The organism is Pseudomonas sp. MF6747 (genome assembly GCF_963890955.1).
Classification (GTDB): domain Bacteria; phylum Pseudomonadota; class Gammaproteobacteria; order Pseudomonadales; family Pseudomonadaceae; genus Aquipseudomonas.
Window position 1 is genome coordinate 187,711 of sequence record NZ_CAWPSZ010000007.1, and the last position, 13,184, is coordinate 200,894.

The 13,184-nt window shown below is 61.7% G+C and carries 11 protein-coding genes; 6 read left to right on the forward strand and 5 right to left on the reverse strand.

The genetic code is table 11. From position 1 onward, the window contains the following. Window positions 1-44 precede the first annotated feature (44 nt). From treS to AACW30_RS09450, 3 genes are all read left to right on the forward strand, one after another. Window positions 45-3,392 (forward strand): maltose alpha-D-glucosyltransferase, encoded by a 3,348-nt coding sequence (gene treS, locus AACW30_RS09440; protein WP_200624847.1) that lies wholly within the window; start codon window positions 45-47, stop codon window positions 3,390-3,392. Further along, on the forward strand, window positions 3,389-5,626 hold the full coding sequence (glgB, locus tag AACW30_RS09445; RefSeq protein ID WP_106577900.1) for a 1,4-alpha-glucan branching protein GlgB: 2,238 nt from the start codon (window positions 3,389-3,391) through the stop codon (window positions 5,624-5,626). The genes treS and glgB overlap by 4 nt, the downstream gene beginning before the upstream one ends. 90 nt (window positions 5,627-5,716) lie before the next feature. Continuing rightward, entirely contained in the window at window positions 5,717-6,844 is a 1,128-nt protein-coding gene (locus tag AACW30_RS09450) for a GGDEF domain-containing protein (protein ID WP_106577901.1), read from the forward strand. A gap of 3 nt (window positions 6,845-6,847) precedes the next feature. Here AACW30_RS09450 and AACW30_RS09455 read toward each other — a convergent pair whose 3' ends face one another. Both AACW30_RS09455 and AACW30_RS09460 read right to left on the reverse strand, forming a co-directional pair. Beyond that, window positions 6,848-9,034 carry a response regulator gene (locus AACW30_RS09455; protein WP_200624848.1) on the reverse strand — a complete coding sequence of 729 codons (2,187 nt, stop codon included), beginning with the start codon at window positions 9,032-9,034 and terminating at the stop codon, window positions 6,848-6,850. 172 nt (window positions 9,035-9,206) lie between these two features. After that, the gene (locus tag AACW30_RS09460) at window positions 9,207-10,058 is read right to left on the reverse strand and encodes a CAP domain-containing protein (protein ID WP_119741924.1); all 852 of its coding nucleotides are present in this window, start codon (window positions 10,056-10,058) and stop codon (window positions 9,207-9,209) included. A gap of 277 nt (window positions 10,059-10,335) precedes the next feature. Between AACW30_RS09460 and AACW30_RS09465 the strand changes: the two genes are divergently transcribed. Beyond that, a complete protein-coding gene (locus AACW30_RS09465) occupies window positions 10,336-10,500 on the forward strand; it encodes a hypothetical protein (RefSeq protein WP_372239304.1) in 165 nt (54 codons plus the stop codon). Window positions 10,501-10,556: 56 nt separating this feature from the next. Further along, complete coding sequence (locus tag AACW30_RS09470; protein ID WP_200624849.1) at window positions 10,557-11,228, forward strand: GNAT family N-acetyltransferase; 672 nt, start codon at window positions 10,557-10,559, stop codon at window positions 11,226-11,228. Between the two features lie 63 nt (window positions 11,229-11,291). On the opposite strand, the gene AACW30_RS09475 is transcribed toward AACW30_RS09470, so the two are convergent. Together AACW30_RS09475 and AACW30_RS09480 are read right to left on the reverse strand one after the other, a co-directional pair. Next, window positions 11,292-11,669, reverse strand: a complete 378-nt coding sequence (locus AACW30_RS09475) for a COG4315 family predicted lipoprotein (protein WP_106577905.1) — start codon at window positions 11,667-11,669, stop codon at window positions 11,292-11,294. Window positions 11,670-11,781: 112 nt separating this feature from the next. Next, complete coding sequence (locus AACW30_RS09480; protein WP_325167575.1) at window positions 11,782-12,351, reverse strand: TetR/AcrR family transcriptional regulator; 570 nt, start codon at window positions 12,349-12,351, stop codon at window positions 11,782-11,784. Between AACW30_RS09480 and AACW30_RS09485 the strand changes: the two genes are divergently transcribed. Next, a complete protein-coding gene (locus AACW30_RS09485) occupies window positions 12,301-12,807 on the forward strand; it encodes an NAD(P)H-dependent oxidoreductase (protein WP_234452662.1) in 507 nt (168 codons plus the stop codon). The genes AACW30_RS09480 and AACW30_RS09485 overlap by 51 nt on opposite strands. A gap of 1 nt (window position 12,808) precedes the next feature. On the opposite strand, the gene AACW30_RS09490 is transcribed toward AACW30_RS09485, so the two are convergent. Next, window positions 12,809-13,184: hypothetical protein (locus AACW30_RS09490; RefSeq protein WP_200624852.1), on the reverse strand; the 376-nt coding region annotated here is incomplete at its 5' end.

The window sequence follows — 13,184 nt, forward strand, 5'->3', positions numbered from 1 at the left end:
CGTGTTCCACCAGTTGGTTTTTTCAGAATTTTCAGGAGTTTCCAATGGCGAAGAAACCCAAGGCTGCCACCTTTATCAAAGACCCGCTCTGGTACAAGGACGCGGTGATTTATCAGGTTCACGTCAAATCCTATTTCGACTCCAACAACGACGGCATCGGTGATTTTCCCGGGCTGATCGCCAAGCTCGATTACATCGCCGACCTGGGCGTGAACACCATCTGGCTCTTGCCGTTCTACCCCTCGCCACGCCGCGACGACGGCTATGACATTGCCGAGTACCGTGGCGTGCACAGCGACTACGGGACCATGGCCGACGCCAAGCGGTTTATTGCCGAAGCCCACCAACGCGGCCTGCGGGTCATCACCGAACTGGTGATCAACCACACCTCGGACCAGCATCCCTGGTTCCAGCGTGCGCGCAAGGCCAAGCCGGGTTCGGCCGCGCGCGACTTTTACGTGTGGTCCGATGACGACCAGAAATACGACGGCACCCGCATCATCTTTCTCGACACCGAAAAATCCAACTGGACTTGGGACCCGGTCGCCGGACAGTACTTCTGGCACCGTTTCTATTCCCACCAGCCGGACCTCAACTTCGACAACCCGCAGGTGATGAAGGCGGTGCTGTCGGTGATGCGTTATTGGCTGGACATGGGCATCGACGGCCTGCGCCTGGACGCCATTCCGTACCTGATCGAACGCGACGGTACCAATAACGAAAACCTCCCGGAAACCCACGACGTCCTCAAGCAGATCCGTGCCGAGATCGACGCGCATTATCCCGACCGCATGCTGCTCGCTGAAGCCAACCAATGGCCGGAAGACACGCAGTTGTACTTCGGTGACAAGAAGGGTGACGACGGCGATGAATGCCACATGGCATTCCACTTCCCGTTGATGCCGCGCATGTACATGGCGCTGGCCCAGGAAGATCGCTTCCCCATTACCGATATTTTGCGCCAGACCCCGGAGATTCCCGCCAACTGCCAGTGGGCGATCTTCTTGCGCAACCACGATGAATTGACCCTGGAAATGGTCACCGACAAAGAACGCGACTACCTGTGGAATTACTACGCCGCCGACCGTCGCGCGCGGATCAACCTGGGTATTCGTCGACGCCTGGCGCCGCTGATGGAGCGTGATCGCCGCCGTGTCGAACTGCTCAATAGCCTGCTGTTGTCGATGCCGGGCACGCCGACCCTGTATTACGGCGATGAGATCGGCATGGGCGATAACATCTACCTGGGCGACCGCGACGGCGTGCGTACGCCGATGCAGTGGTCCATCGACCGTAACGGCGGCTTTTCCCGCGCCGACCCGGCAAGCCTGGTGCTGCCGCCGATCATGGACCCGCTTTACGGCTACCAGTCGGTCAACGTCGAAACCCAGGCTCAGGACCCGCACTCGTTGCTGAACTGGACCCGGCGCATGCTTGCGGTGCGTAAGCAATCCAAGGCCTTCGGCCGTGGCAGCCTGAAAATGCTCTCGCCGAGCAACCGCCGCATCCTGGCCTACACCCGTGAATTCACCGGCGAAGACGGCCGCACGGAAATCATCCTGTGCGTGGCTAACGTGTCACGCAGTGCCCAGGCCGCCGAACTGGACTTGTCGGCGTTCGCCGGCATGGTGCCGGTGGAGATGCTCGGCGGGAATGCCTTCCCACCCATTGGCCAGCTCAATTTCCTGCTGACCCTGGCGCCTTACGGTTTCTACTGGTTTGTGCTGGCGGCGGAAAACCAGATGCCGAGCTGGCATGTGGAACCGGCGCAGAGCATCCCGGACTTCACCACCCTGGTATTGAAAAAACGCATGGAAGAACTGCTCGAAGAACCGTGCCGCAGCACGCTGGAACAAACCTCGTTGCCCACCTGGTTGCCCAAGCGGCGCTGGTTTGCCGGCAAGGACACGGCCATCGACAGTGTGCGCATTGCCTACGGCGTGCGCTTTGGCGACCCGCAGCACCCGGTGCTGCTCAGCGAAATCGAGGTGAGCAGCGCCGGCCAGGTCAGCCGCTATCAACTGCCATTCGGCTTTCTGGGCGAAGACCAGTTCACCAGCGCGTTGCCGCAGCAATTGGCACTCGCCCGTGTACGCCGTGCGCGTCAGGTCGGCCTGGTAACCGACGCCTTCAGCCTTGAGCATTTTATTCGCGCGGTGATCCATGGCCTGCAAGCCGGCACCGTGCTGAACACCGGCGAAGGTGACTTGCGCTTTGAGGCCACGCCGCATCTGGCCAAGCTGCAACTGGGCGACGAATCGCAGGTGCGCTACCTGTCCGCCGAACAGTCCAACAGTTCGGTGGTCGTGGGCGAGAGCCTGGTGCTCAAGCTCATCCGCAAAGTCAGCGCCGGCGTGCACCCGGAGCTGGAAATGAGCGCTTACCTGACCGAAGCCGGTTACCCCAACATCTCGCCGTTGTTGGGCTCGATGGTGCGTCGTGACGGTGAAGGGCAAGACAACCTGTTGATGATTGCCCAGGGTTACCTCAGCAACCAGGGCGATGCGTGGGCCTGGACGCAAAACAGCCTGGAGCGGGCGATTCGTGACGAGCTGGCCGAAGCCATGTCCGAACAGGAACAGCACTACAACGCCCTTGGCGAACTGCAAGACTTTGCCGGTTTGCTCGGCCAGCGCCTGGGTGAGATGCACGCGGTCTTGGCGGCGACAACCACCAACAAAGACTTCAAACCCGAAGTCACGAGCGTCAAGGACACCCAGGCCTGGGCCAAGGACGTTGGCGCGCAGATCGACCGCGCGCTGCACTTGCTCAAGCTTCATCAAAGTCAATTGAACCCTGCCGATCAGGCGCTGGTCAGTGAATTGCTGACGCAGAAAAAAGCCATCGGCGCGCACGTTCAGGCCCTGGCGAAAGCCACTGTCGGCGGGTTGCGGATTCGGGTTCATGGTGACTTGCACCTGGGCCAGGTACTGGTGGTCAAGGGCGATGCTTACTTGATCGACTTTGAAGGCGAACCGGCGCGTGCGCTGCATGAGCGACGCGGCAAGCACAGCCCTTATAAAGATGTCAGTGGCGTGCTGCGCTCGTTCGATTACGCCGCCGCCATGGCCTTGAATGTGCAAGGTGTGGATCACTCGCCGGAAGCGGACATTGCCCGCAAGCGCGTGACCGACCGGTACTTGAGTGAAGCACGTCAGGCATTTACCCAGGCTTATCATCAGGCGACGTCTACACTGGCGCATGACTGGCAGGATGCCAAAGGCCAAAGCGCTGCGCTGACGTTGTTCAGCCTGGAAAAGGCCGCGTATGAAGTGGCCTACGAAGCGGAAAATCGCCCGACCTGGTTGCCGGTGCCGTTGCAAGGTTTGCACGGTCTGCTCAGCGGGCTAACACCTATATCGAAAACTGCACGCGGTGGGGAGACGTCATGAGCTTTACAAATAAAGAACCGCTGCAACCGAAACTGACTGCAATGCCGGCGTCCAAGGACGTCGAAGCACTGGTACGCGCCGAACACCATGACCCGTTCTCGATTCTCGGGCCACACGATGACGAGCAAGGCGGCCAGTTCATCCGCGCGTTTCTGCCCGAAGCCCTGAGTGTTCAGGTGCTGGCCCGAGACAGCGGTGAGACACTCGGCAACCTGGACGCCAGCCCGGTGCCAGGTTTGTTTGTCGGCCACTTCAAGACGCGCCAGAGCTACCTGCTGAAAATCCAGTGGGCCGGCGGCGAGCAGATCACAGAAGACCCTTACAGTTTCAGCCAGTTGCTGCTCGGTGAAATGGACTTGTACCTGTTTGCCGAAGGCAATCACCGTGACCTGAGCAGTTGCCTCGGCGCGCAAGTGACCAGCGTCGATGGCGTGCAAGGTGTGCGCTTTGCCGTGTGGGCGCCAAACGCCCGGCGCGTGTCGGTAGTGGGTGATTTCAATATCTGGGATGGCCGCCGCCATCCGATGCGGTTGCGTCACCCCTCGGGCGTCTGGGAAATCTTCATCCCGCGCCTGCAACCGGGCGCGGCCTATAAGTACGAGATTCTCGGTGCCCATGGCATTCTGCCGCTCAAGGCCGACCCGATGGCGCTGGCGACCCAGCTGCCGCCTGACACCGCCTCGAAAGTCGCCGCGCCGTTGCAGGTGGACTGGCAAGACCATGAGTGGATGCAGTCGCGCGCCGACAAGCAGAAGCCCTCGGCGCCGCTGTCGATTTACGAGCTGCATGTCGGTTCCTGGCAATGCGAGCTCGACGAGGCCGGTGAAGTCTCTCGCCAGTACGGTTGGCGCGAGCTGGCCGAGCGCTTGGTTCCATATGTGCAGCAATTGGGCTTCACCCACGTTGAGCTGATGCCGATCATGGAGCACCCATTCGGCGGTTCCTGGGGTTATCAGGCGCTGTCGCAGTTTGCCCCGAGTGCGCGCTTTGGCTCGCCGGAAGATTTCGGCTTCTTCGTCAACGCCCTCCATCAGGCCAATATCGGTGTGATCCTTGACTGGGTTCCGGCGCATTTTCCGACCGATACCCACGGTTTGGCCCAGTTCGACGGCACCGCGCTGTACGAATATGCCAACCCGCTGGAAGGCTTCCATCAGGATTGGGACACGCTGATCTACAACCTGGGCCGCACCGAAGTGCACGGGTTCATGCTGGCCTCGGCGCTGCACTGGCTCAAACACTTCCATATCGACGGCCTGCGGGTGGATGCCGTGGCCTCGATGCTGTATCGCGATTATTCGCGCAAAGCCGGCGAGTGGGTGCCTAACCGCCATGGCGGTCGCGAGAACCTGGAAGCCATCGACTTCCTGCGTCATTTGAACGACGTGGTGGCGCTGGAAGCGCCGGGCGCACTGGTGATCGCCGAAGAATCCACCGCGTGGCCGGGTGTGAGCCAAAGCACCCAGCAGGGCGGATTGGGCTTCAACTACAAGTGGAACATGGGCTGGATGCACGATTCGCTGCATTACATCCAGCAAGACCCGGTGTACCGCGCTCACCATCACAACGAGCTGAGTTTTGGCCTGGTGTATGCCTGGTCCGAGCGCTTTATCCTGCCGATCTCCCACGATGAAGTGGTGCACGGCAAGCATTCGCTGATCGACAAGATGCCCGGTGACCGCTGGCAGAAGTTTGCCAACCTGCGTGCTTACCTGAGTTTCATGTGGATGCACCCCGGCAAGAAGCTGCTGTTCATGGGCTGCGAGTTTGGGCAGTGGCGCGAGTGGAACCACGACCAGCAATTGGATTGGTACCTGCTGCAATACCCTGAACACCAGGGCGTGCAGAAACTGGTGGGCGATTTGAACCGCCTGTACCGTGAGGAACCGGCGCTGCATGAGCAGGATGATGCGCCCCAGGGCTTCCAGTGGCTGATCGGCGACGATGCGATCAACAGCGTCTATGCCTGGCTGCGCTGGAGCAAGGACGGCAAAGCGGTGCTGGTCGTCGCTAACTTCACCCCGGTGCCGCGGGAAGCCTACGCCGTCGGCGTGCCGTTTGCCGGGCGCTGGAGCGAGGTGATCAACAGCGATGCCGACATGTACGCCGGTTCCAACTACGGCAACGGCGGGGAAGTATTTACGCAGGATGAGCCACGTCATGGGCAGCCGGTGTCGCTGTCGTTGAATTTGCCGCCATTGGGTGTGCTGATTCTGCGGCCGGAATCGCTTTAAGGTCGCCAAGGTGCCGGATTCGGTTGTCCGCGCTGCTGGCAGGGTGCCACAATGGCGCCTTTGTCGCGGCAGTCGAAGCAGGCGTATTGAATGAACGGCCTAGGGCGTGGGCAGGACCAGGATGGTTTGATAGAAGAGTTGGTGCGAACCGACCGCTTGCATCAACTGTTTCGTCAATCCTTCGCCGCCATTTTTGGCAGTTACCTGGCCGCCGTCATGCTTTGCTGGTTGTGCTGGGACCGCTTTGACCACACCGTCATGCTGGTCTGGTTATCGGTGTTGGCAGTGACCTCGCTGCTGCGCGTGCAGATGTTCATGCAATGGTTTCGCTGCCCGAACAGCGAACGTACACCCGACCGCTGGGAGCGTCGCTACTGGGTGACATTGATGCTGTCGGCGGGTGTGTGGGGCATTGGCGCGCTGGCGGTGATGCCCACCGACGACCGCGTCTCCCAGGTGCTGGTGATGTTGTTCACCGTGGGCATGTCGGTCAGCGCCGTCTCGTGTTATTCCGCCTACCGTTACATGACGCTGGGCTCCATGGTCCTGGTGCTGTTCCCCTGTACGCTGTGGCTGCTGTTCCAGCCTTCCTCGATGCAAGTGGGTGTGGGCGTGGCAGTGCTGGTGTTTTCGACCTTTGTGGCGAGCGCCACGCGCAAATTGGCGGATGCCCTGGAAAAAGCCTTTCGCCTGACCCGGCAGATGGAACGTGCGCACACGATTTCCACGCGCGCCGCCCAGACTGACGAACTGACCGGATTGATGAACCGCCGCGCATTCTTCGAGCATGCCCAAGTGCTGTACGCGCAATGTCGCCATAACCAGCAGCCGCTGTGCGCGCTGATGATGGACATGGATCACTTCAAAGCCATCAATGACACCTACGGTCACCAGGCTGGCGACCAGGTCTTGCGCCAGATTGGCGGGGTGATCAGTGCATCGTTTCGCCAGGCCGATGTGTATGGGCGGCTCGGCGGCGAGGAGTTTGCGGTGTTGTTGCCCAATACTTCGCTGGAAACCGCACGGGCTATCGCCGAGCAACTGATCAAGGCCATCTCTGGCCTCGCCGCCGAACCGGTGCAAGGCTTGACTGCCAGCCTCGGTGTGGCGACGACCCGCAGCCTCGATCAGGACCTGCACAGCCTGATGAACACGGCCGACAAGGCGTTGTATCGCGCCAAGGCCATGGGCCGTAACCAGGTGGCGATCGCGGAGTAGGCGTCAGGCGCGCTGCATCGACTTGGCCAGCACGCGTGCCACTTGGTCCGCGGAGTAGGGCTTGGCCAGGAACTCGACCCCTTCATACCCACTGTCGGCCAATTCTTCGCTGTAGCCGGAGGTCAGCACCACCGGCAGGTCCGGCCGACGCTGGCGCAGCAGTTTGGTCATCGCCACGCCGGTCATGCCCGGCATCACCACATCGGAAAAAATCGCGTCGAAGGCCATCACATCCGGGCCGGCCAGCGCGAGTGCCTGTTCGGCATCGGTGGCCCAAGTGGTCTGGTAACCGAGGTCCTGCAGAATCTGGTTGGCAAAGCGGCCCACTTCGAGGTTGTCTTCGACGATCAGGATATGCCGCTGCGCGGTGTCGTGGACCAGCGAGCGGTCCTGGTGTGGCAGGCTGGCCTGCACCGTCTCGGCTTCTGCTTCGGGCAAGTACAGGGTAAACACGCTGCCTTGGCCAAGGGTGCTGGCGACGTCGACGTTACCGCTCGATTGCTTGGCGAACCCGAACACCTGCGACAGGCCAAGGCCTGTGCCTTTGCCCACCGCCTTAGTGGTAAAGAACGGTTCGAAAATGCGCTCGACGGTGTCGTCGGCAATGCCGCTGCCGGTGTCGGCCAGGGCAATCGCCACAAACGGCTGCTGTACTTGCGCATCGCCACGGATCAGCGGCAACGCTGCCACCGTGGCGACGCTCAGTGTCAGGGTGCCGCGCCCGTCCATGGCGTCGCGGGCATTGAGCGCGATATTGATCAGCGCGGTTTCAAACTGGCTCGGGTCGACGCGCACATAGCAGGGCAGGCGGGGCAGTTCGATCTGCACAGTGATACGCGCGCCGGTCACGCTTTCAAGCATCTCGCCGATGTTCTTGACCCGCTCGCACACATCGAAGACTTCCGGGTTCAATGGTTGGCGGCGGGCGAAGGCGAGCAACTGGCTGGTGAGCTTGCTGGCGCGCTCGACGGTGTCTGAAACCGCGCTCATGTAGCGTGTGCGTCGCTCTTCGGACAGCCCCGGCTGGCGCAGAAAATCCACCGAGGAGCGAATGATCGTCAGCAGGTTGTTGAAGTCATGGGCCACGCCGCCGGTCAACTGGCCGATCGCCTCAAGCTTTTGCGACTGGTGCAACGCCGCTTCAGCCTGGGTCAACGCGGCGGTGCGTTCTTCCACGCGTTGTTCCAGGGTGGCATTCAGTTCGGTGATCGCGGCCAGGCCCTCGCGTACGGCGGCGTCGGCGCGCACACGTTCTATGTGTGCCCAGGAGCGCTCGGTGACTTCGCCCACCAGCGCCAGGTCGTACGGTGACCACAGGCGCGCGAATTTATGGTGCACGGCCATCAATGCAGTCAGGCGCCCATCCTTGATCAACGGAAAGCACACCGTCGCCGTCACGCCCAGCGACTGGTAGGCGGCGGCTTCCTCGGGGCTGAACTCCACGCGGTTGTCATTCACCACAAACGGTTCGCCTGCACGCAGGCACTTTACGGCCTGCTCGCCGAAATCCGCGAGGCTGTAGCGCCCGACAATACTCGGCGAGCCAGGTGCGGCCCAGTTGTCGCGGATGGTAAAGCCGTCTTCGTCGGCTTCCATGTCGGCGTAGGCGCAGATGGACACGCCCATGTGCTCGGCGAGCAGGCGCGTGGTGAGGGTCATGATGGCTTCGGCGTCGGTGGCGTTGGCCACCGCGCTGCCAATCGCATCCAATACGGCCAGGCGTCGGCTGAGGAATACCGTTGCGGTGGTTTCGGTGACGGTATTGAGCATGCCCACGACTGCGCCCAACGGGTCGCGCACAGGGCTGTAGCAAAACGTGAAATACGATTGCTCCGGGCCGTTGCCACGTTCAATCACCAGCGGGAAATTCTCGATATAGGTCGCGTGCCCCTCAAAGGCCGCGTGGGCGATGGGGCTTACTTCATCCCAGACTTCACGCCAGGTTTCACTGAACGGGCGGCCCAACGAGTAGGGTTTATCGCCAAGAATGGGGACAAACGCATCGTTGTAGAGCGTGATCAGGTGTGGCCCCCAACTGATGGACTGGGGGAAGCTTGAGGCAAAGCACAGCGCGACCGTCGTTTTGAGTACGTCGGGCCAGTCTTCCAGCGGACCCAATGGCGTACTCGCCCAATCATGCTGACGCACGCGTTCGGCCATGTCGCTGCTGCCTTGCAGCCAATTCATCATTGGGAGAACACCTTGTTTGCCAGAGTCTTCAGCGCGCCTGAACATTCATGGCACCCAGCTACAGACACGGTTGATCGTTAGCAGTTCAGCGCAATTATCAACGAGATGGCACTTTGATGTCTTATCCATTTGAACAGGTGTGCTTGGGCCGGGTTGGGCGCTTGCCCAACCGCTATTGCGTGCCGAATAAACCGGTCCAGTAGATGCCCGCATCACTCTTGGGGTCCATTGCATAAGCGGCGCCCAACTCGCGAAATTGCGGGTTCATCAGGTTGGCGCAGTGCCCTGGGCTGGCGAGCCAGCCATCCACCACCTTGCGCGGCGTGTCGAGGCCGGCGGCAATGTTCTCGCCGATATTTTTCGCGATATAGCCTGCCAGTTCAGCGCGATCGCCCGGGGTGCGGCCGTCGTGGTCCAGGTGATCGAAGAAGTTGCCGTTGGCCATATTGCGGGTGTGGCTGTTGGCGGCGCTGGCCAGGTCGTCGTTCCACGACACGGGCGTGGTCGCGGCAAATGCCTGGGTGCCGCACTGGCGCGGCTGTTCACGGGCGGCGTTGATCAGGTTGAGCAGCTGCCGGCCTTCGGTCTGCCAATCACCCAAACCACTGGAGAGCAGGGGGCGGGCAAGCACAATGCGCCAGTCCTCGCCGCTGTTGCTCACGCCGATGTCGACAAATTGCGGGTCCAGCACTACGCGGCAGAAACTTTCCCGCACCGCCTTCATGGCCGCCTGGGCATCCTTGGGCCCCGACAGGCTAATGGCTTGCACGTTGACCATCGGGTACGCAGCCCGCGCGAGCGCTTGCTGCAAATCGCCGACATTGGTGGCCGGCAGCACCAGCCGGGTGTCGCTGGCCAGCGGTGGCAGTTCCTGTGAACCCTGGTCACCGCAGCGCTGCACCTGGCTGCGGTACTGGTTGATCTGTTGCACCAACTGACTTTCTTCATTCGCCATCGCGCTGGCGCAGAACGCCAGACTGGCGGCCAGCGTCGTAAAACCCATCATCAATGACAGAACGCGCATGGACGTTACCCTTGAGCTTGAAAGTGCCCATGATGCGCGATGTAACCCGGTCTGGCGCAACGCCTTTTTTGTTTTTTTGCCTCAACGGGTGTTCTGCGCGCCGTTCACGGCGTTGTGGCGGCGCCAGGCGAAGCGGCGTGCGAGGATGATCGGCGCCAGTGCCACGGCAAAGGTCATGTGCAGGCCATTCGCCACGCTTTGCGCGGTTGCGTGGGTTATATCGGGCTGGCCCAGACAAATACTGCGCCCAGGGCCGGGGTGCCGGCTGATCGCCCGCGTGCCCGGACGCTACACCGCCCACCAGCGCGATGGGCTGTACCGCGTTGCGCTGCCGCTGACGCGTGCGTCGTTTACCGTGGCCATGCGCTGGCACCCGCGGCCGGATGCCGACCTGGCCCACCGCGGGTTGCGCGGTTGTTTACGCGAGCTGTGCGGGCAATAAACGCGCAGCAGCAGGTACAATCGCCGCTGCCTTGACGCGAAACCCCAGGAATTTGCATGTTCAGCCTTACCCGCTACACCACGCCGTGCCCCGAGCCGATCACCAGCCAGATCCTGCAGATGGTGGTGGATAACCTCACCGATATCAGCAGCGTCGCGCTGCCGCCCAGCAACCTGCTCTACAACATTTACCAGTACACCACCGGCTTTGAGGTGCACTTGTACCTGCAAGCGCTGGATGGCTCGAAGGGCATCGCCGTTGAGCTGGTGGTGGCGATGGAGGAGGACACGCTGGTCGGCTTTTGCCTCTATCTGCCGGTCAAAGACGACCCTCAAGCCTGCGGTATCGCGTTCATGGCAGTGCAGGCGGGTAGGCGGCGCCAGGGCGTGGCGCGCGCAATGATGCAGGACGTGCTGGCGCGTTATCCCCACGCCGAGTTGGCGTGTGCCGTGGAAAAGGTCCCGGCGTTCACGGCCATGGGCTTTCAGGTACGCGGCGCGCGCGACACGCAGGTGCTGATGAACACGCGCGATTACGGCACTGACGGCCTGATGGGCGTGCTGGACGTGGCGGCGATCTATCGCTCGCTGGAAGTGCGGCAGATTCATACCTACCTGCTGCAAAAACACGGCAAGCGCGCCATGGTGGATGCCGAGAAGCAACGCGACCGCCATCTGGATCAGCTGGCGCGCAAGGTGCGGCTATATGTGGATGAGCACTTGGCGTGAATAGGCCAACCGGTGGCGAGGTCGGTTTCCCTCGCCACCGGTACGCTGCATTGGCCTCACACCTTATGGCTTGGCCAGGTTCCAGTTACCGCCAACGCCGTCACCGGTGATGTCGCCCGGTTTGCTGTCCTTGACCCAGGTGTACAGCGCCTGGCCTTTGTAGGCCCATTGCTTGCTGCCGTCATCGCGGGTAATCACGCTGTAGCCGTCGGCATCTTTCGCCGTGGCCTGGGCAGTAAAAGCGGGCCAGTTGGCCAGGCATTGGCCGTTGCACGCCGATTTGCCGGCGCTGTCTTTGGCGAAGGTGTAAAGGGTCATCCCCTTGCTGTCCACCAGCACTTTGCCCTTGGCGCTGTCGGCCACGTTGGCTGGAGCGGCGAAGGCCGTGGAAGCCGCACAGGCAAACAGGACGGCAGCAGCGAGGGAGAGTTTTTTCAGCATGACGAGCTCCTGGGTGTTTTTGGATTTAGGTACTGGCCTTGTGCTGTATTCACAAGCCGTACTCAGGTAAACACCCGTCGCGACGCTTTATTCCTGCGGCGTGAATAATTATTTACCCGCGGCTGCGATTGACCATGCCCAGGATCGTCGCGAGCAGCTCCTGCTGCGCCTCATCACGGCTGATCTCGCCGCTGGCTGCCGCCTGTGACAACGCCTCCGCCGCGCCGAGCATCGCCCGCAAGCCGGCTTGCGACACGGTGGCGCCGGGTGCAAACGGCGCCAGGGCGTCGCGGCATTTGTCGAGAAAGATCGCCTCGTATTTGCGCTTGAGGGTTTCCAGTTCCGGCGAACTGCTCAACGCGGCAATGACCCCCGGAATTTCCCGCCCCTGCAGCAACACACAATCGACATAGCACGTGGCGATCACCTGCGCGCGATCATCGAGTGTCGCGCCACTGCTGTCGAGGGCTTGGGCAAACAGCTGGTTCTGACGCCCGTCGAAATCTTCGTACAGCGCGGCGAGCAAGCCTGCGCGGGTGACGAAATGGTCATAGACCACCGGCTTGGTGACGCCCGCCAGTTCCGCGAGACGGCCCAGGGTCAGCGCTTCGGTGCCTTCCTCGCGTACCAGTTGCCAGGCCACATCGAGCAATTGGCGGCAGGCTTGACTGCCGCTGGCCACACGTTCGAGATTGCCGACCTCGCCGCCGCCCGTGCCACGCCACCGGCCGACATCCTCGCTGAACAAGCACGCATCGACCGCGCCGACGCGCTGGTTATCGCCTTCCCGATTTATTGGTGGTCGCTGCCAGCCCTGCTCAAAGGCTGGATCGACCGCGTGTTCGTCAACGGCTGGGCCATCGACTACGGTCCCGATACGCCGGTGGTGAAGAAACTGCGGCACTTGCAGGTGCACCTGCTGGCCCTCGGCGCGGCGGATCACAGTGCGTTCGACCGCCACGGGTACACCCAGGCGATGCGCACGCAAATTGACTACGGGATTTTTGATTATTGCGGTGCTCAGGTGGTGACGTCCGCGCTGCTGTTGGAATCCGAGAGCGGGGGTGCGCAAGCGCATTTACAGGCGGCGAAGGTCGTGGGGCAGGGCCTGTTTGAGGACGAAGCCGTGGCCGGGTGATTCAGCCTTCGCGAAACAGGTCGTGGGCATCGAGCAAGCGGTAGGCAATCTCCGGGCGTTTTTCCATGCCGCGACGAATCGCTGCGGGAATTGATTGCCGGGTCTTGCGACACATGCCCGGCAGGTCGTCGATGACGATCTGAATCCCGCGCATGCTCTTAACCTCGGTGTGGCCCGGTGCGACGTGTACGCGGATGCCCAATTGCTCGTACATCCGCTGTTGCATGTGCTCCAGGTCTTGCAGGCTTTTGAGGTCTTCGAGGCGCTCGAGCAGGCGTTTTTCTTCCTGGCGTGTCAGGTGAAGAATGCGCACGTCGGCGTCGGGCGCTTGCAGCAGTTGCTCGCGGTTGCAGACGCAGGCGCCGGGTGGGCAGGGC